The sequence below is a fragment of the Streptomyces sp. NPDC025793 genome, assembly GCF_055558375.1.
In genome coordinates this window covers 1-18,366 of the sequence record NZ_JBVHMR010000081.1, presented here as the reverse complement: position 1 = coordinate 18,366, position 18,366 = coordinate 1, and the positions used below count along the sequence as shown (strand labels likewise).

Annotated in this window: 11 protein-coding genes and 2 pseudogenes; 7 read left to right on the top strand and 6 right to left on the bottom strand. The window is 71.1% G+C overall.

Annotation, left to right across the window (positions count from 1 at the left end; translation table 11 throughout):
• Positions 1-115 precede the first annotated feature (115 nt).
• From ACZ4MF_RS46735 to ACZ4MF_RS46710, 6 genes are all read left to right on the top strand, one after another.
• Positions 116-244 carry a hypothetical protein gene (locus tag ACZ4MF_RS46735; RefSeq protein ID WP_467500260.1) on the top strand — a complete coding sequence of 43 codons (129 nt, stop codon included), beginning with the start codon at positions 116-118 and terminating at the stop codon, positions 242-244.
• A 605-nt stretch (positions 245-849) separates the two neighbouring features.
• Entirely contained in the window at positions 850-2,382 is a 1,533-nt protein-coding gene (locus tag ACZ4MF_RS46730) for a TIGR02677 family protein (RefSeq protein ID WP_467500258.1), read from the top strand.
• Positions 2,383-2,413: 31 nt separating this feature from the next.
• The gene (locus ACZ4MF_RS46725; RefSeq protein ID WP_467500256.1) at positions 2,414-3,841 is read left to right on the top strand and encodes a TIGR02678 family protein; all 1,428 of its coding nucleotides are present in this window, start codon (positions 2,414-2,416) and stop codon (positions 3,839-3,841) included.
• A complete protein-coding gene (locus ACZ4MF_RS46720) occupies positions 3,838-7,959 on the top strand; it encodes a TIGR02680 family protein (RefSeq protein ID WP_467500254.1) in 4,122 nt (1,373 codons plus the stop codon). The genes ACZ4MF_RS46725 and ACZ4MF_RS46720 overlap by 4 nt, the downstream gene beginning before the upstream one ends.
• Positions 7,949-9,235, top strand: coding sequence for a TIGR02679 family protein (locus ACZ4MF_RS46715; protein ID WP_467500252.1), 1,287 nt, complete (start codon positions 7,949-7,951; stop codon positions 9,233-9,235). The genes ACZ4MF_RS46720 and ACZ4MF_RS46715 overlap by 11 nt, the downstream gene beginning before the upstream one ends.
• Positions 9,236-9,774: 539 nt before the next feature.
• Positions 9,775-10,647 (top strand): SAM-dependent methyltransferase, encoded by an 873-nt coding sequence (locus tag ACZ4MF_RS46710; protein WP_467500250.1) that lies wholly within the window; start codon positions 9,775-9,777, stop codon positions 10,645-10,647.
• Between the two features lie 186 nt (positions 10,648-10,833).
• Here ACZ4MF_RS46710 and argF (ACZ4MF_RS46705) read toward each other — a convergent pair whose 3' ends face one another.
• From argF (ACZ4MF_RS46705) to ACZ4MF_RS46695, 3 genes and pseudogenes are all read right to left on the bottom strand, one after another.
• Complete coding sequence (argF, locus tag ACZ4MF_RS46705) at positions 10,834-11,820, bottom strand: ornithine carbamoyltransferase (protein ID WP_467500248.1); 987 nt, start codon at positions 11,818-11,820, stop codon at positions 10,834-10,836.
• Between the two features lie 275 nt (positions 11,821-12,095).
• Positions 12,096-13,098 (bottom strand): annotated as a pseudogene (locus ACZ4MF_RS46700) (aminotransferase class I/II-fold pyridoxal phosphate-dependent enzyme).
• 620 nt (positions 13,099-13,718) lie between these two features.
• Complete coding sequence (locus ACZ4MF_RS46695; protein WP_467500247.1) at positions 13,719-13,955, bottom strand: hypothetical protein; 237 nt, start codon at positions 13,953-13,955, stop codon at positions 13,719-13,721.
• Between the two features lie 156 nt (positions 13,956-14,111).
• On the opposite strand from ACZ4MF_RS46695, the gene ACZ4MF_RS46690 reads away from it, so the two are divergent.
• Positions 14,112-14,483: a hypothetical protein gene (locus tag ACZ4MF_RS46690; RefSeq protein ID WP_467500245.1), complete on the top strand. Its 372-nt coding sequence runs from the start codon at positions 14,112-14,114 to the stop codon at positions 14,481-14,483.
• 34 nt (positions 14,484-14,517) lie between these two features.
• Here ACZ4MF_RS46690 and ACZ4MF_RS46685 read toward each other — a convergent pair whose 3' ends face one another.
• The 3 genes and pseudogenes from ACZ4MF_RS46685 to argF (ACZ4MF_RS46675) all read right to left on the bottom strand — a co-directional run bounded on the left by ACZ4MF_RS46685 (position 14,518) and on the right by argF (ACZ4MF_RS46675) (position 18,031).
• Positions 14,518-16,071 (bottom strand): hydroxysqualene dehydroxylase, encoded by a 1,554-nt coding sequence (locus ACZ4MF_RS46685; protein WP_467500243.1) that lies wholly within the window; start codon positions 16,069-16,071, stop codon positions 14,518-14,520.
• A gap of 723 nt (positions 16,072-16,794) precedes the next feature.
• A pseudogene (locus ACZ4MF_RS46680) lies at positions 16,795-16,986 on the bottom strand (hypothetical protein); the annotation flags it as partial.
• A 94-nt stretch (positions 16,987-17,080) separates the two neighbouring features.
• A complete protein-coding gene (argF, locus tag ACZ4MF_RS46675; RefSeq protein WP_467500242.1) occupies positions 17,081-18,031 on the bottom strand; it encodes an ornithine carbamoyltransferase in 951 nt (316 codons plus the stop codon).
• Positions 18,032-18,366 lie beyond the last annotated feature (335 nt).

The window sequence follows — 18,366 nt, the reverse complement described above, 5'->3', positions numbered from 1 at the left end:
GACCAGAGTTCGTCAGGAACCAACCGCTGCGACAAACCAACACCCATGGCAAGACATCATGCCGCACCCATCCCGCACCACGTGAGACAAGCTCTTAATGCGCAACGGGCACTGCATGCAGGTCGCGCAGGCGGTGCACTCGGCCCGACCGTCGAAGGAGCAGCCCGAACCCCGGTTCCTGTTGACCCTCGACATCGGCTTGTACGCGGGCCTTGATGTGCAGGCCGTCCACCCCGACGCATGACCCTGCCCTTGCCCTGGACTTCATCCGTGCAGGTGGAGGCGGGTTTCGGTGGCAGCCCGTAAGTTGAAGGAGCCGTCAGCGTTGCAGGGGCCGGTGTTCTCGACGATCTCACTGTTCGACTGATCGGCGGGCCGGCGCCGCAGTTCCCGGACAGCGGCGCCTTGCCCGTCGGCGAGCGGGGTGCCCTGCGCGACCAGTACGGCAGCCTCTGCTGGAACAGAGCCGTCAGTTCGCCCTCACCACCACGCCAGCCACAGCCGCCGTGCCGGCGACCGGCCGGCTCCACGACTGGTCCGGCGCACGCGTGGTGGTGGCACTGCCGGCTGCCGTCGTTCCGGCGCTGGCGTTCACGAACGCGGTGCCCCTCGCCGCGGGATGCTCATCGGTGTGGCTGGGGGCGTACTCAGCGATCTGCGCCGGGTGGGTCCCCGACGGCGACCACCGCCCGGTAGAGGTGTGAGAGAGGGCGCCTTATAGCATAGATAGAAAGAGCCTGGGAGCGACTTACCCGCGCTGGTCGGGGTGCGGCAGACTGGTGTGGATCCGGTGGTCTCCGGCCGGATGTGCACCGGCCGAAACAGGGGAGAAGGGAAGCCCGCAGATCCGTGAGTGACGAGTTCGACGCCTCGGAGCCCGTTGACGAGGGCGCTTTCGGCATCGACGCGTTCTCCGCCGACGACCGGCTGCGGCTGTTCCACTTCGCCGCCGCCGAGAAGCGCCACGAGTACCTGTGGTTGCTGCGGGCCTTCGACCGCGGGCGTGCCAACTACCAGGTGCTGCTGCACGCTTCGGACGTGGTGGGGCTGCTGGAACGGCTCGCCGTCGACCATCCCGCTGCGGGCGCCGTCGGCGGGCCTGCCGGTGTGCAGCCGCTGCTCGACGCGCTCGCGGAGTGGCAGGTCCTGGACCGGTCATACGACGGGACGCGTGCCGCGAACCTTGCCGAGTACCGCAACCGCCACTACGTGTACCAGTTCACCCAGGCCGGATACCGGGCGTACCGGGCGGTGGAGGACGTGCTCGGCGCCAGCCTGGAGGACGCTCAGCTCTCCCGCCTCGTCTTCCCCGACATTCTCGGCGACCTGCGCGCCCTGGCCGAGGCCAACACCGCGGGCGACGGCGAGGAGGTGTACCGCAAGCTCGGCCGTCTCGACTCGGTGCTGAACGAGATGGCGCAGCGCGCCGCCCGCTTCTATCTCATGCTGGGCGACCTGGCGCGCACCAACGACACCCGGCCCGAGGTGTTCCTCGCTCACAAGGACACTCTCCTCGCGCACATGCGGGAGTTCACCGCCGAACTCGGCCGCTACGCTCCGCTGCTGGCCGAGGCCGTCGAGAAGGCCGCGGCCACCGGCGTGGACCGCATGATCGAGTACGCGGTCGAGGCCGACGAGCGGCTCTTCCGCAGCCCCGCCGAGCGCCTGGCAGACTGGCGGCACCGGTGGGACGGCATCGTCCACTGGTTCGCGGAGCGCGAGCACAGCGAGACCGAGCGGCTGCAGGACGCCACCGTCACCGCGATCCGCTCCGTCCTCGGTCTGCTGCGCCGGGTCACCGAGGCGCGCCGCGGCGGGGTGAGTCGGGAGAGCCAGCTGCGCCATCTCGCCCAGTGGTTCACCTCCTGCGAGAGCGACGAGGACGCGCATGCCCTGTTCCAGGCGGTCTTCGGGCTCGGTGCACCCCGCCACATCGCCGTCCCGTACGCCGATCCCGAGCTGATCCCGGGGCGTACGTCCTGGTGGGAGGCAGAACCGGTCGAACTCGCCCGCACCCTGGTCCAGTCCGGCCGTACCCCCGCCCTGCACGGCCCCGGCCGCATCGAACGCGACGACGACCGGCGGGCCCTGCTCCGCGCCGAACAGCTCAAGGAGCAGGCCGAGCGCCGGGTTGCCGTGAACTCCTTCGCTTCGGACGGTGTGTACGGCCGGACGCTCGACGAGCCCGAGACACGGGCTCTGCTGGCCCTACTGGACGTGGCCCTCGCCGCTCGTGTCCCCGCCAGCCGCCGCGTCACCGCCGCTTCCGGCTGCGCCCACGGGGTACGGCTCACCCTCACCCCCGCCGAGGGCTCCACCACCGTAGACACCGTGCGCGGGCGTCTCCATCTCGACGGGCTGCGCCTGGAGGTCACCGCATGAACTGTACAAGCCGTCACCGGGGCAGGACCGCGTGAGCCGCGTCGCCGAGGGCGTCTCCCCGCTCGAACTCGCCGACTACCAGAAGGCGGTACGGCTCGTCCTGCGGCATCCGCTGATCACACCCGGGTACCCGGACAAGGCGGCGCTGGCGACCGTGCGCCGCTGGGTCGACCAGCTGCGCACCGACCTGATGGAGGTGCTCGGCCACCGGCTCGTCACCACCGCCGACACCGCCCGGCTCCAGCGCGCCCAGGACGGCCTGGACGCCACCCGCCCAGCCCTCACCCGCGCGGGACGGCCCTTCGACCGCCGCCGCTACGCCTACCTCGTCCTCACCCTCGCGGCCCTGGGCCGCCACAGCGCGCAGGTGGCGCTCGGCGAGTTGGCCGAAGTGGTCGCCGCCGACGCCGTACGTATCGACGGACTCGGCCTCGACACCGCGCGCAAGCCCGACCGGGACGCCTTCGTCGACGCCGTCACCTGGCTCACCGAGCGCGGCGCGCTCACCCTTGCCGACGGCTCCGCCACAGCCTGGGCCGGCGATCCCGAGCGGGCCGAGGCCCTGTACGACATCGACCGGGAGATCCTTCTCGCCGTCCATCACCCGACCCGCGTCCTGCAGCACCTGACCTCGGTCACGGCGCTCCTGGACTCGGCGGGTGCGCTGGGCATGTCCGCAGGGCGTGCGGCCCAGCGTCGCGACCAGGCCCGCCGGGCCCGCCGTCTGGTGCTGGAGAATCCGGTCGCATACTACGCCGACGCCGACACCGAACTCCTGGGTCAGCTGCGAGCCCCCGCCCTCGCCGAGGACCTGGAACGCCTGACCGGGCTGACGGTGGAGCGGCGGGCCGAGGGCGTGGCGCTCATCGACACCTCCGGCAGGCTGTCCGACATCCGTTTCCCCGGCGGCGGTACCGTCGCGCAGGCTGCGCTGCTGCTGGCCGCCCGGATCAGCGCCGCCGTCCAGCGTTCCGGACGGCACGCCCTCGAACTGCTGCCCGCGCCCACCGCCGCCGAACGCCTCGCGGCGCGCGCCCGGCGTATCGACGCGGCTCTGCCGTCGCGTGGTCAGGTCGCCGAACTCGCCGGACTCGCGGAGCCGGAAGAGACGTCGGCGGCGTACGCGGCACCGGGTGACGAGGGGCAGGAGCCGGCAGAGACCCGGTACCCCTTCGTCACGGACTCCTGGCTCCGGGGCACGCTCAAGGAGATCACCGCCGAGTACGGCGCGGGCTTCGCCGCCGACCTGCGCGGCGACCCGGACCGGCTGCTGGACCAGGCGCTCGATCTGCTGGCCGCCATGTCGCTGATCACCCGGATCGACGGCGGGGCCCTCGCGCTTCCGCTGCTCGCCCGCTACCGGGGGGTCACCGCCCGCGTGAGAACCCGTACGGCGGCCGGGCCGCCCTCCCAGACACCCCTGTTCACCGACGACATCGCCAAGGACCCGACTCCGTGAGCACCCCCGCTCCCACCCAGGCCCCCACCCCCTCAGCCCGGTTCGTCCCCACCCGCGCCGGGATCATCAACCTGTGGGACTACCGGGACGAGGAGTTCTCCTTCGCGGGCGGCTGGTTGGTGCTGCGGGGCCCCAACGGGTCCGGGAAGACCAAGGCGCTGGAGGTTCTGTTCCCGTTCGTCCTCGACGGCCGTATCGACCCCAAGCGGCTCAATCCGTTCGCCGCCGAGGACCGCACGATGAAGTCCAACCTGCTCTTCCGCGGGCAGGACAGCGCGCTCGGCTACGTCTGGATCGAGTTCACCCACCGGGAGACCGGCGAGGCCGTCACCTGCGGCATCGGGCTGCACGCCCAGCGGCACCGCGACACACCCGCCCGCTGGCACTTCGTCGCCGACGGCCGCGTCGGCGAGGACTTCTCCCTCCTCACCCACGACGACCGGCCGATGACGAGGAAGCAGCTCGCCGCCGAACTCGGACGTGAGCTGCTCACCTCCACGGCCGACTACCGCGCCGCCGTCGACCAGCGCCTATTCGGCCTCGGCCCGGAGCGGTACGAGCAACTGCTCACCCTGATCCTCACCCTGCGCCGCCCGCAGCTCGCCAAGAACCTCGACCCGGCCAAGCTCTCCGACACCCTCACCGCCGGCCTGCGCCCGCTCGACGACGACCTGATCGCCGAGGCGGCCCGTTCCTTCGACGACATGGAGTCCGTGCAGCGCACGCTGGAGGGGCTGGCCGCCGCCGACGACGCCACCCGCGCCTTCCTCGCGAGCTACTCCACCTATCTGAGGGTCCACGCCCGCGCGGCCGCGGACCGACTCACCGCCCGCCGCGCCGAGACCGCCGAGCGCGCCGCCGCGCTGCGCACCGCCACCACGGACCTGGGGGCAGCCCGGGAACAGCAGGCCGCCGCCGAGAATCGCGCCGAGTCGGCCGACGCCGCGCTCGCCGCCCAGCGCGCCCGTCTCGACCAGCTGCGCTCCTCCGCCGCCTACCAGGCCGTCGAGCAACTGGCCGACCTGGAACGCCTGGTGCGCACCTGCGAGCAGACTGCCCGGCAGGCGAGCGCCGAACGCGAACGCCGCACGGCCGCCACCGGCCGCGCCCGCGCCGAGGCCGAACACGCCGCCCGGCTCGCCGCGGAACTCGACGCCGCCGTCTCCCGGGCCGCCGCCGCCGTCGCCGACCACGCCCACACCGCCGGCCTCCCCTGGACCCCGGCCGAAGCCGAGCCAGCCCATCTCGCCGAACGCTCCGCCGCACTCGCCGCCGCCCGCCACGAGGGCGTCCGGGCCGTGCGCGCCGCCCAGCAGGCGGCACGCGGCGCCGAGCAGACCCGTGACCTTGCCCGGGTCTCCCTCGACCGCGCGCAGGAGGCCGTCACCGCGGCCGAGACCGCGGAGACCGCCGCCGAGTCGGCCCTCGAATCCGCCCGCGAGCAGGCCCGTACGATACTCGGCCAGTGGACGCGGGAGCACGGCGAGCTCCTGACCGAGGAGGGGTCCGGCCGGCTCGCCGAAGCCCTCGAACGCACCGGCGAGGCCGAGGCGGTCACGCTCGCCGACGCCTTCACCGAGGCCACCGCTCCCGCCGTGCAGGAACTGCGCGACACCCTCGCCTCCTTGCGCGCCCGGCGCACCGACGTCGAGCGCCGCCGCGCCGAGACGGAGGCCGAACGCGGCCGGATCGCCGCCGAGCACGACGACGCCCCGCCCCCGGCCCGCGGCCGTAGGGCCGACCGGGCACCCGGTGACGGTGTCCCGTTGTGGCAACTCGTCGACTTCGAAGAAGACCTGACAGAACGTCAACGAGCGGACCTGGAAGCGGCCCTGGAGGCGTCGGGCCTCCTCGATGCACTCGTCACCGCCGAGGATACCCCCGTGGCGGCCGGGCACAGCGAGGGCTATCTGCGTGCCGGAGCCCCGGTGAACGGACCGAGCCTCGCCGATCTCCTGCGCCCCGAGAGCCCCGAGAGCCCCGAGAGCCCTGGAGTCGGCATCGCGATCCCGACCGCCGCCCGGATCACCGCCGTACTGCGCTCCGTCGCCGTCACTGGCGACCTCGACACCGGCATCCCGCACATCGGCCCCGACGGCCGGTACGCGGCCGGTGTCCTGGTCGGCGCCCACACCAAGGAGCACGCCGAGTACGTCGGCGCGACCGCCCGCGCCCGCCGGCGCGCCGCCCGGATCGCCGCGTGCGAGGCGCTGCTGGCCGAACTCTCCGCCCAGCTCGACGAGTTGGCGCGCTTGCAGGCCCGTACGGACGCCGCCCTGGAAGCGTACGCCGCCGCCCGCGCCGCCCTGCCCCGCACCACCGGCATCACGCAGGCGCTGCGCGAGCTCGACCGGGCCGCGGCGAGGCTGCGCGCCACCCGCGACGCCGCCGACGCCGCCCAGGGCTCGTACGACGAGTCGGTGGCCGCCTGCTCGGTCGCCGAACGCGCTCTGCGCCGCACCGCGGCCGAGCACGCCATCGAGAGCGAACGCGTCGACGCCGTCGAGACCGCCACCCGCGGCTTCGAGACGACGGTCCGCGAACTCGCCGCCCGCCGCCGCGAACATGCCCGCCAGAGCGAGGCGGCCTCGGCCGCCGCGGACCGGCTCGGCGCCGCCGCCGAGGACGAGGAGGCGGCGGCGGACACCGAGCGTGCGGCGCGCCGTCGGCACACCGAGGAGGCCGCGGGACTCGAAGCCCTCCAGAAGGCCGTCGGGGCCGAAGCGCAGGAGGTGATGCGCCAGGTGCAGGAGACCGAAGACGGGATCGACGCCTTGGTGAGGGAGGCCGAGGCGGCTCGTACGGCCCAGCACGCCGCCATCGCCGGCACCGCTGCGGCCGAGGCCCGCCGTACGGCCGCCGCCGAGGCCGGGGCGGTCGCCGCGGCGGAGGAGAAGGACACCGCCCGCTCCCTGCGCCCGTACGCCGCCCGTGAACTCCTCGACATCCTGCGCTGCCCGCCCGGCCTCGCCTGGCCCGCCCAGGAGGCGGACTGGACCGGAGGGACACTCCCGCCGGCCGTGGTCGCCGTACACGAGGCGATCCTGTCCGCTACCCGCGACCTCACCCCCACCGAGACCAGCCTCAAGCAGTCCGTCACCCGTCTCACCAAGGCCCTGGACGACCTGCAGGCACAGCTCGCCGCCGCCGGACAGGACTACCGGCCCGAATGGGACGGCTCCGACGGCGTCATCCTCGTCCGCGTGGCCGACGAGGAGGGCCCACTGCCCGTGGCGGCCTTCGCCGAGAAGATTGCCTCCCACCGCCGTGACCAGGCCGAACTGCTCTCCGAGTCCGAGCAGCGCATCCTCGAGGACGCCCTGCTCACCCGGCTCGCCCAGCAGATCCACGACCGCACGGTCGACGCCCGCGACCTGATCAGGAGGATGAACACCGACATGCGCCGGCGCACCATGTCCTCGGGGACTACGGTCGGGGTGAGCTGGCTGCTCGCCGATCACCTCGACGACGAGCAGCGCGCCGTCTGCGCCCTCCTCGACGCCGACGCCGCTCGCCTCGGCCCCGACGGTCTCGCTCGGGTGCGCACCCACTTCGCCGCGCAGATCAAGACCGCCCGTGCCCGCCACCGCGACCAGCCCTACCGTGAACTGCTCGCCGAGGTCCTCGACTACCGGCGCTGGCGGCAGTTCGCGTTCCAGCTGGTACGCCCCGACAAGACGGAGGAGAGGCTCACCCGCGCCCGGCACAGCCGACTGTCGGGCGGTGAGCAGTCGGTGTCGCTGCACCTGCCGCTGTTCGCCGCCGCGCACGCCATGCTCAACTCCGCAGACCCGCACGCCCCGCGCCTGCTCGCCCTCGACGAGGCCTTCGCCGGAGTGGACGACACCGGGCGCGGCGAACTCATGTCACTCGCCGCCCAGTTCGACCTCGACCTGTTCATGACCGGCTACGACCTGTGGGCCGCCCACGCCTCCGTATCCGCCGCCGCCCACTATGACCTCGCGCACACCGCCGTCGACCACACCGTCTCCGCGCTCCTGCTCGTCTGGGACGGCGACCGGCTCCTTGCCGACGACACCGGCGACCTCACCGCCGCCCTCGGCTCGCCCGGCACCCGGCGCGCCCCGATGCCCGAGGAGGCCGCGGTTGTCGGCTGAGCAGCGTGAAAGCCATGGGTACAACGAGTTGCGGGGCGAGGGATGGACCCGCCTGCTCGCCGCCGCCCGCCGCAGACTGGAGCGCACCGGCGGCGCGCTCGACGGCGACATCGGGCTCACGGGGCCCAGCGAGGCCGAGCGCCGCACCGTCATCGGCATCACCGGCCGCTACCGGCCCGAGACCATCAAGCGCCTCGCCGTACCCCTGCGTGACCTGGACGGGTATCTGTACGACCGTTATGGCACCGGTCTCCTCCAGACCCTCGGCCAGCTCCACGGTCCGCTGCGCGACCGGCCGGCCGAACGGGCCGACGAACAGGCCCGCCGGGAGCAGGCCCTGACGTCGGCCCACTCCAGTCGGCTCGCCGGGCAGGGATGGTTCGCCGCCTGGCTTGACCGCATCGCCGCCGACGGCACTCTCACCCGTCTCGTACGCCGGGGGGACGCGCCGCTCCTGGACGCGGCGGTACGCGTCCTGGAAAGACTGACCGGTGAAGGGGACCACCGTGCGGGCTCCCCGTACCGGGTTCCCGGTGTCCTGCCGCTTCCGGTGCTCGCGGAGTGGGCCACCGGCGACACCAAGGCCCTCGTGCCGGGCGCCCCGCTCGAACAGCTCGTCCTGCGCGCCCTCGCCCAGCGCGCCGGCGACGACCGAGGCGTCCCGCGTGAGCGGGCCGGGCGGCGAGCCCTGTGGGAGAGCGCCGGGGCCATCGCCGACGACCTCGCCAGCCAGGTACTCGTCCTCAACATCGGGGCCGAGGGCGACACCGTGGTCTGCGACTGGCTGCGCGATGCCGCCGACTTCGGCATCCCCTTCCGGCTCACTCTCCACCAACTCGCCACCGACGCCGTCGTCCCCGCCGCCCGCACCATCTACGTCTGCGAGAACCCGGCCGTACTGCGCGCCGCCGCTGGCGAACTCCAGGACACGGGTGCCGCCCTCGTATGCACCGAGGGCGTCCCGTCCGCGGCCTGCCACAAACTGCTCGGCGACGCCGTACGAGCGGGAACCCGGCTGCACTGGCGTGCCGACTTCGACCGGGCCGGACTGCGCATCACCGCGGACGCCGTGGCCCGCCACGGTGCCCAGCCCTGGCGGATGACCGCCGCCGACTACACAGCGGCACTCGTCGAGGGCGAGTCCACCCCGCTCGCGGGACCGCCCGCGACCAGCCCCTGGGACCCCGGACTGAGCCTCGCGATGGAGGAGTCAGGCAGTGCGGTCATGGAGGAACGCCTCCTGCCCGCGCTCCTGTCCGACCTCACCCGCGCTTGAACTGTGACGGAGCGGTAGTTCTCCTGTAGTTGGGTTGTTGTGTCCTGCCGTGTCGCTTCCCCTGGGAATAGTGCGGACAGCGATGCAACGCAGGATCGTCCACCGCCTCGCGCAGCGCAGCCACGATGTGCGGCGGAGCCGGCAGATCACAGTCCTCGACCCCCAGTGGAATCGGCGCCAGACCGTTCCGCTCGGCCAGCCGCCGTGCCCTGTCGTTGAACGAGAACAGGTAATCGCCGACGTCCCCCAGCCTGCCTGTCCGCCGTACCAGCACTCCTCCGGACAGCGTGAACACCCCACGGGACCCTGCCCGACCCCAGCAGCCCGGAACCGCCGGCGACAACTGGTCCGGCCGGTGTGGCAAGACGGCGGGCAGCCTTCCATCCGGTCGGGCCAGGGCCCCCGACCGTGGCGACACCACGCACACCTCAGCGGTGACCCGGCCACCCATGCGTACCGCCGATGCGTCGATGGCGGATAGTCACCGGTGATCACAGGTGGGGCGAATCGCCCTTGTCGATCGAGGGAATGCAGCCGCCATGAGCGATCACACCAGGGATGGCAGCAGAGCAGCGGACCATGAGGAATCGACCCGCGGCTACTACGAGACCGGCGATGTCGACGCCTTCTACGACGCTGTCTGGGGTGGTGAGGACATCCACATCGGCGTGTACGCCCACCCGCAAGAGGCGATCGCCAGCGCCTCGCACCGCACCGTGCAGCACGCCGCAGACCGGGTCGCGGACCTGCTCGGCCCGGATGCCACCGTGCTCGACCTCGGTTCGGGGTACGGCGGTTCGGCCCGTGCGCTCGCCGAGCGCTTCGGCTGCCGGGTGGTGGCCCTGGACCTCAGCGAGGAACACAACCGGCGCCACCGCGCGGCCAACACCCGACGCGGTCTTAACGGCCTGATCGAAATCGTCACCGGATCCCTCAACCACCTCCCTTACGAGGCCGAGCACTTCGACGTGGTCTGGTCCCTGGAGGTCCTGTGCCATGTGGCCGACCGGGACGGCGCACTGGCCGAGGCGGTCCGCGTGCTGAAACCGGGCGGAGCTCTGGTCTTCTCGGACATCATGGCGGCCGAGGACACTCCGGCCGAGGCTGTGCGGCCGGCGCTGTCCCGTCTCGGTGTGCAGAGCCTGGCAACGCCGTCGTCCTATCTGGAAAGCCTGTCCAGAGTCGGTCTGAAGACCGACTTCGAGGACCGCACCGCAGACATCGCCACCCACTACGCACGTCTTGAGCACGAGGTGCGCCGCCGCACGCCCGAGCTGCGCAGCGCCATCAGCCCCGCCTACCTCGACGCTCTGCTGGCCAACCTGCCCCTGTGGACCGACATCACCCGCCGCGGACTGCTGCGCTGGGGTCTCTTCCACTCCCGCCGCACCACGACCCGGACCAGCCCCTGACACGGCATCGACAAGGTGCGCCAGCGTTGCTCGGACTCCAAGGGGCGGCCTGACGGCCCAGAGCGGGACCGACGAGTACTCCTTGCCGGCGAAGGGCAGTGACCGCTGGTCGCCGATCGCTGGTCTGTCGGACCGGGTCGGCGCCGGCGCTGGGTCCGAGTGAGGCGACCGCGGCCATCTCGGCAGTCAGGTTGTGCGTCGGCGGGCTGTGGTGATGAGGGTGTGAAGGACTGCTTGGGCGGTGGGGAGCCGGTTTTCCGCCTGGCGCCACGCGAGGGATCGGGGGCCGTCGAGCACTTCCGAGGTGATCTCCTGCCTGCGGGTGGCGGGCAGGCAGTGCATGGCCACCGCCTCGCGGGGAGCGTGGGCGAGCAGGGCGTCGTCGACCCGGTAGGCGGCCAGGCGTTCGGTCCGTTCCTCGCGTTCGTGGCCTTTGTTCATGGGGGTCCATACTTCGGCGTAGACGGCCTGCGCGGCGCCGACGGCCTCGATGGGCTCGGTGGTGAGCGACACGGAACCGCCGGTCTGCGCCGTCAGTTCACGGGCCTCATCGAGGATGTCTTCGTCCGTTTCGTAGCCGGGCGGGGTGGCGATGGTGAGGTGCATGCCGGAGGCCGCGCACGCCGCGAGGAACGAGTTGCACGTATTGCTCGTGCCGTCCCCGACGAAGGCCGCGGTCATCCCGTCCAGGGTACCGAAGTGCTCGCGCAGCGCGAGGAGGTCGGCCAGCGACTGGCAGGGATGGTGGGTGTTGGACAAGGCATTGACGACCGGCACCGTCGCGGCGTCGGCCAGCTGCTCCACCACGGCGTGGTCGAAGGTGCGCACCGTGATTGCGTCGAGATAGGACGACAGGACACGGGCGGTGTCGGCAACGGTCTCGCCGTGACCGAGCTGCAATTCCTGGCGGTTCAGCACGATGGCCGGCATGCCGAGACGCTGAGCGGCCGCGGCCAGGGACACGCGGGTCCGCGTGGACGGCTTCTCGAAGATGCACCCGATGGCGCCCCCTCGCAGATCGCGCTCCCACCCCAGCGGCTCCTGCTTCATGCCCGCCGCCAGATCCAGCAGCTCCGCCAAGGTCTGCGGAGCCAGATCGCTCACCCGCAGCAGATCGTCGGGGACCTTGCCAGTCGCAGCCCGGCGGTCGGAGGCGGGAATCGGCTGGGTCATCGCGGTTCTCCGCTTTCGTTCGCGCGGTCGGGTCTCCTTGCCGCCAGTGTGATCGGCTGCCGACGGGCCCGCGGACACCTCCCGGCAGGTGAACCGCAGTGGCCGCGATCCCACCGTCACCGGCTCTCGTACTTACCCACCGCGGTGTCGACGCACGCCCTGCGTGAACACCCTGACAGGAGTGTCCTCTGCGCACCCGGACCATTCGACCAGGCGTCGGTCGGGATGTGCGCTGTGCCATGTGGGGTCCTCGTTCTGCCGAGCGGATGCCAGCGTCACCAGGAAACGGCGGTGATCCGTCGTACGGCCTCGCGGATCAGGTCGGTTCCGGCACAGGCCGTGAGGCGGACGTATCCCTCGCCGCCGGGGCCGAAGCCGCTCCCGGGAATGGTGAGCACGCGGGCTTCCTCCAGCAGCTTCTTGGCGAAGCCTTCGCTGTCCGTGCCAGCGGGGCAGCGGACCAGGCAGTAGAAGGTGGCCCGGGGCCGCAGCACCTGGAGCCCGGCCCGCTCCAGCCCGTCACAGAGCAGGTGCATCCGCTCGCGGTACACCGCGCGCAGGCTTTCCGGGTAGCCGGTGGTGTCGTTGAGCGCGGCGACGGCGGCGTGCTGGATCGCGGTGAACGTCCCGGAGTCGGTGTGGGTTTTCACGGTCCGCAAGGCGTCCACGACGTCGGCGCTTCCGGCGGCGAATCCCACGCGCCAGCCCGGCATGTTGTACGCCTTGGACAAGGAGTGGAACTCGATGCCGCACTCCATTGCGCCCGGTGCCTGCAGGAACGACGGCGGGGGCGCGCAGTCGTAGTAGATCTCGCTGTACGCGGCGTCGGAGGCCACCACGATGTCATACCGCCCAGCGAACCGCGCCAGCTCAGCGTAGAAATCCGAAGTGGCCAGCGCGGCAGTGGGGTTGTTGGGGTAGCAGACCCAGAACAGCTTGGCCCGCCGCGCGGCGGCGGCCGGGATGGCGGCCAGGTCCGGCAGGAATCCGTACTCCTCGCGCAGCGGTACGCGCACCACCTCCGCACCACCGCGCCCACGTCCCGTACACGGGGTACGCCGGATCCGGCACCAGCACCACGGCGCCCGGCTCCGCGTAAGCCATCGTCAGGTGCGCCATCGCCTCCTTGCTGCCCAGCGTGGCCAGGACCTCGCTCTCCGGATCGACACGGAGCCCGAAGCGGCGCCCGAGATGTCCGGCGGCCGCCTCGCGCATCGCCTGCGTGCCGGCGTACGGCGGATACCGGTGCGTCGAAGGATCCCCGACGGCCTCGCGCATGGCCTCGACGATGTGCGGCGGAGTCGGCAGATCACAGTCACCCACCCCCAGCGGCACCGGCGCCGTACCGTCCCGCGCCGCCCGTCCCTGGGCCCGGTCGATGAAGGAGAACAGGTAGTCGTCGGTCTGCAAGAGACGCGAGGCACGCCTGGGCAAAAGGTCCTCCTGAATCGAGCGGGCAAGCATTACGGCTGCTCATGCCGGTGAATAGCAGCCGCGCCACCATCTTGCCCACCCCGTCGGTCCGTTGCCGATGCCGTCTGGCTGATACGCGCCCTACCGGCGCGGCTGTCCGATGCCTCACTGTCATCTGGGACGACGGTCAGGTCTCGGAATCCTGTGGGGCCTCGCTCCCGGACGCGCAGAGGGGGTAGAGGAACGCGGAGGGGAGGTCCAGTGGCAGAAACAAAACGTCCCGTGATACCGGGTGTGCTTGCCGAACCGCGGCAGAGAGTGGACCGCGGAAGACAAGGCGAGAGTGGCCGCTGAAATAGGCGCCGCATGCCGGAGTGGAAACGTCGTTCGGTACTCACACCGCCCCCTCTGCATTGTGTGACGCTGTATCGGGGGGTTAAGCGATCATTCCCCCGAATTCGTCACAGCGGAAGGGTTGCGTCCGGCTACTGGGCCGGGTCCTCCTGGTGCCGGACGGCCTTCTTCACGGCCATCTCCACTTCGTACCGCGCGATCCCCTCAGCCTCCGCGTGCGCGGTGACGGCCGCGTGCGCCTTCACCGACGCCGCGCGCCAGCGACGCCACTGCGCGTCGTACTCGTCACCGACGAGGCCGACGAGTTTCGCACGCTCACCCTCGGCGGATCGTTCCAGCTTGATCAGCTCATCGGGGACCTCTGCCATGGCCGGATCCTAAACGGCCCTCACGGCAGCCCTGCTGTCGGGGCCACCGGCCGATCGGGTACACCCGTCCAGGCCTGGAGACTGCTGCCCGTCCCGGGCCTCGTCGGCCCGCGTTCGGGGTGCCTGTGTCTGGGCCGTGTGGGGTACGGTCGCGCCATGACGAGCCCGCACCTGCCGCGTACGACGTGGGAGTACTGCCTGTCGGCCGCCGGAGAGCTGGTCGGCTGGCACCTGCTGCAGGACGACAGGGAGGCGCAGTCGGCTGCCCGGGATACGGCGGTGCTCCTGGCGGCCGCGGTGCACGGGCTCGCGGCCGATGCCGGGGCGAACGGCCCGCAGGTCGCCGCCCTGCCCCTCACGTACCCCGCCGGACAGAGCAGCCTGCTCACCACGCTCTACGACCACGCACTGTCCGCGCTTCAGGCCTGCCCCGCCGGTGAACTGGGCAGCGGCGAGCGCGAGCAGCTGCTTGCCGCGTGGCACAGCGCGGTGGTCCGCCGCACAGGCGGCCGCGCAGACGGTTGTTGAGCATCATGTCCGGGACGCCGTGGGGGGAAATCGCTCACCCGCGAATCAGGCCATGGTCGAAGAGATTGGGCAGGCCGGCCAGGAACAGGTTCGGCACCGCCGTGCGGCTCGACGGCCGGTCGTACCAGGTGCCCACGGGGTGAATGAGCAGCTGCTCACGATTGGCCGGCGAAGGTCCGCCGAGGCCAGTCACCGCTGGGTCCATGAACCACGAGTGCAGGTCCGCGTCGGCGAGCACCTGCCGCCCGGAGCCGTTCAACCCGGCCTTGAGCTGCGCCCACACCTCACGGCGCACCTCGTCCGGGGTGCATTTGATCCCGGGTTTTCCGTACAGGATCCCCGGCTTGTCCCATGCGGAGATGTCCACGGAGAGGCAGTCGGCCACCTCTCCGTCCCCGTAAGTCGAGCGGAAGTCACGCCCCTTCCAGAACTGCGCCTGGCTGACCGAGGTGAGTGCCCACGGCGAGTCCACGTGGATCACGTGCCCGCGCACGAGGGACGTGCGGGTACGCAGGTAGAGCTGCACGCCGACCATCCAGGCCGTTTGGAGCCGGTCGCAGCGTTCGAGCTGGGGGTCGGCAGCGCGGAGATCGGCGCCCCAGCTGACGCGGGCGTCCTGGACGGGCATAGCGCTGATGTAGTGATCGGCGGCCACGGTACGGACCGCTGGGGTGCTGGTGGACCTCACTCTGACGCCTGTGATCCGCCCGTCGGCGTAGACAAGCTCCTCGACCGAGGTGCCGAACTCGAACTCGACGCCGAGGCTGCGCAGATAGTCCTCCCAGGGCGTGATCCAGGCCTCGCTGGTCGGCGCGTTGAGCACCCGGTCAATCTCACCGTCGTTGCCGCGGCCGAGCAGGTTGTAGAGGAACGCCTGGGTGAGGCGGCCGACGGTGCGCGTGCTCGCGACCTGGGCCTGGATGGCGACGAGGTCCCGGGTCATCCCGACACCGAGCAGCTGCTGATACTCCCGTGACATGACGTCGGCGTTGATGAATTTCCACCACGGCACCCTCTCCCACTGTTCGATCCGCCGGCGCTCGCAACTGGTGACGTGGACGAGGAGACGGCCGAGAAAGTGAGCAACCTCGGTGGGTGGCAGGTGCAGCGAGGTGTCAAGAAGCCCGGTCAGGCTTTCCACCAGAGCGCCGGGCAGCAGCGAGGCAGGAGTGGGTATCGACAGCAGCGTACGGACCGGAAACCGCAAGTTCGGACGGCCGCCTGCGCGGGCCACGAGGCACTCGGGGGCGTTCACCAGATTTCCGTGAACGCTGCCCGACTTGCTCGGATACGGGATTCGGCGCAGCGTGTCCGGCAGATTGCGATAGAACCCCGGGAAGAAGCGGAAGCCGTGCTCGCCGGGCAGCGGCAGACGCCCGTCGCTGCCGGTGCTCGGGACGTCCATGCTGCGGGCCTTGCCACCAAGTGTGTCGTTGCGTTCGTAAACCGTGACGCGGTATCCGCGTTCGGCGAGTTCATGCGCCGCGGTCAGCCCTGCGACGCCGCCGCCCAGCACCGCCACCGACCCGAGATCACGGCTCTTGGACACAGCAACGCTCCTGGTCTTCGTTGTTACCGGCGCGCTCATGGGCTCGGCCCCCGATCGGGCGCTCAGGCGAAGCAATCACGAGAGGCACAGCCATGAGTGCAAGTCGGTCTGATCCTGGACCACTTGTGCACCTGCGAAACCGGAGCGATCGGGCCATGGCCTATTGCGCCAAGCATCGCCGAGCACGGCCGCCGACTGCGCCCGCACAAGGTCGTCCACGCGAGATCCGGCTTCCGGCACGCTGATTCTCGGACACGGGACGCAGGGCTTGGCGGGCTGACGGCTGGCGATTTGGTGAGCAACCTTTGACGCGGGTCACGGAGAAGTCCGGTGGAGATCTTTGAAGAGGGGCCGTGATCCGGCTGGACGCGCCGTTCGCCCGGCGCGGAAATGGGCGCGGGGCGAACGGCACCGCCGGGCCGGCCCCGCTCACTCTCGTCAGCATCGGTTGTCGGGTCCCGTCGGGCGGGAGTTGCGCAACGGCCCGCAACGTGGCGCTCTCGTGCCGGGTGCGGGAGCCGGTGACGTCGAAGTGCTCGAGCACCTGGTCGGGCTGGATGCCGTGCGTGGCGGCTGCTCGGCACAACCGTGACCACGTGGTCTCCTCAGGACGCGGTCGATGAGGTCCTGGGGATTCGGCGCTACCCGAACGCACTTCCGGACACGCCTTCGCCTTGTGTGTCGGGCCGACGATCTCGCGTCGGGGATGCACGGCTCTACGGCGGCACGACGGGCTGGGCTCGGCCTGACCTCGGGGTACTCCATGGCCGGTCTGGCCGCGTCGAGAAGCGCCAGTCGGTTGTCCTCCAGGTAGTCCCGTACCCTCGCGCCCCCAGGCACGCCCTCTCACATGGTCTGGTCGAGGTTGAGGAAGTACGCGCGTGCCCCATCGTGTACAGGCAGTGGGAACTGGATACGGATGAGCCGCTCCGCGACCCACAGCCGGTTCATGACGCCGGCCGAGGATTGGAGCCGGTCTGCGCGGACGAAGCCGGGCAGTATCTGGATGACGTCAGGGCGGTGGGCGTGTCCGTGGCCAGTTCCGCGGTCAGGTGGTGTGCCGGCGGGCTGTGGTGATGAGGGTGTGGAGCACGGCCTGGGCCGTGGGGAGCCGGTTCTCCGCCTGTCGCCAGGCCAGGGATCGGGGTCCGTCGAGCACCTCTGAGGAGATCTCCTGTCCGCGCACGGCAGGCAGGCAGTGCATCGCCACCGCCTCACGAGGAGCATGGGCGAGCAGGGCATCGTCGACCCGGTAGGCGGCCAGCTCCTCGGTTCGTGTTTCGTGTTCGTGGCGTTTGTCCATGGGCACCCACACCTCGGCGTAGACGGCCTGCGCGGAGCCGACAGCCTCGACCGGGTCGCTGGTGAGCGATACGGAGCCACCTGTGTGCGCCATCAGTTCACGGGCCTCGTTGAGGTGGTCCTCGTCCGTCTCGTAGCCGGGCGGGGTGGCAATGGTGAGGTGCATGCCGCACGCCGCGCACGCTGCGAGGAAGGAATTGCACGTATTGCTTGTACCGTCCCCGATGAAGGCGGCGGCCATCCCGGCCAGGGTGCCGAAGTGTTCGCGCAGCGCGAGGAGGTCGGCCAGGGACTGGCAGGGATGGTGGGTGTTGGTCAAGGCGTTGATGACCGGCACCGTCGAAGCGGCGGCCATCTGCTCGACCGTGGTGTGGTCGAGGGTGCGCACGGTGAGTGCGTCGAGGTAGGACGACAGGACACGGGCCGTGTCGGTAGCGGTCTCGCCGTGGCTGAGCTGTGTTTCCTCGTGGTTCAGCACGATGGCCGCCATGCCGAGGCGGTGAGCGGCTGTGGCCAGGGACACGCGGGTTCGTGTGGACGGCTTCTCGAAGACGCATCCGATGGCACCCCCGCGCAGATCGCGCTGCCACCCCAGCGGCTCCTGCTTCATGCCGTGCGCCAGGTCCAGCAGCTCCGCCAGCGTCTGGGGATCCAGGTCGTTCACCCGCAGCAGATCGTCGGGGACTTTGCCAGTCACGGCCGGACGACCGGCTGTGGGGATCGACTGGGTCATCGTGGCTCTCCGGTTTGCACAGTCGGGACGCTCTGTCGCCATCGTGTTCTGCGGCAGCCATCGGGACACCGCCAGCTCGTCCCGGCGGGTGAACCGCCGGTTTCTCCAGACCCATCCCTGGCCCCCGACCCAATACCGCACCCGACGTCACCCATCTGCCTCTTCTCATTCATGGAACTGCCTACAGCACCAGGCCCCAGCACGCAGGGCTTGATCAAGTTCCGTAGGTGTCCGGGTAGTTGGTGATGCCCAGGATGGGGAGTGCTCGTTCGGGTTCATCGCGGATCGCCCGGGTGGTC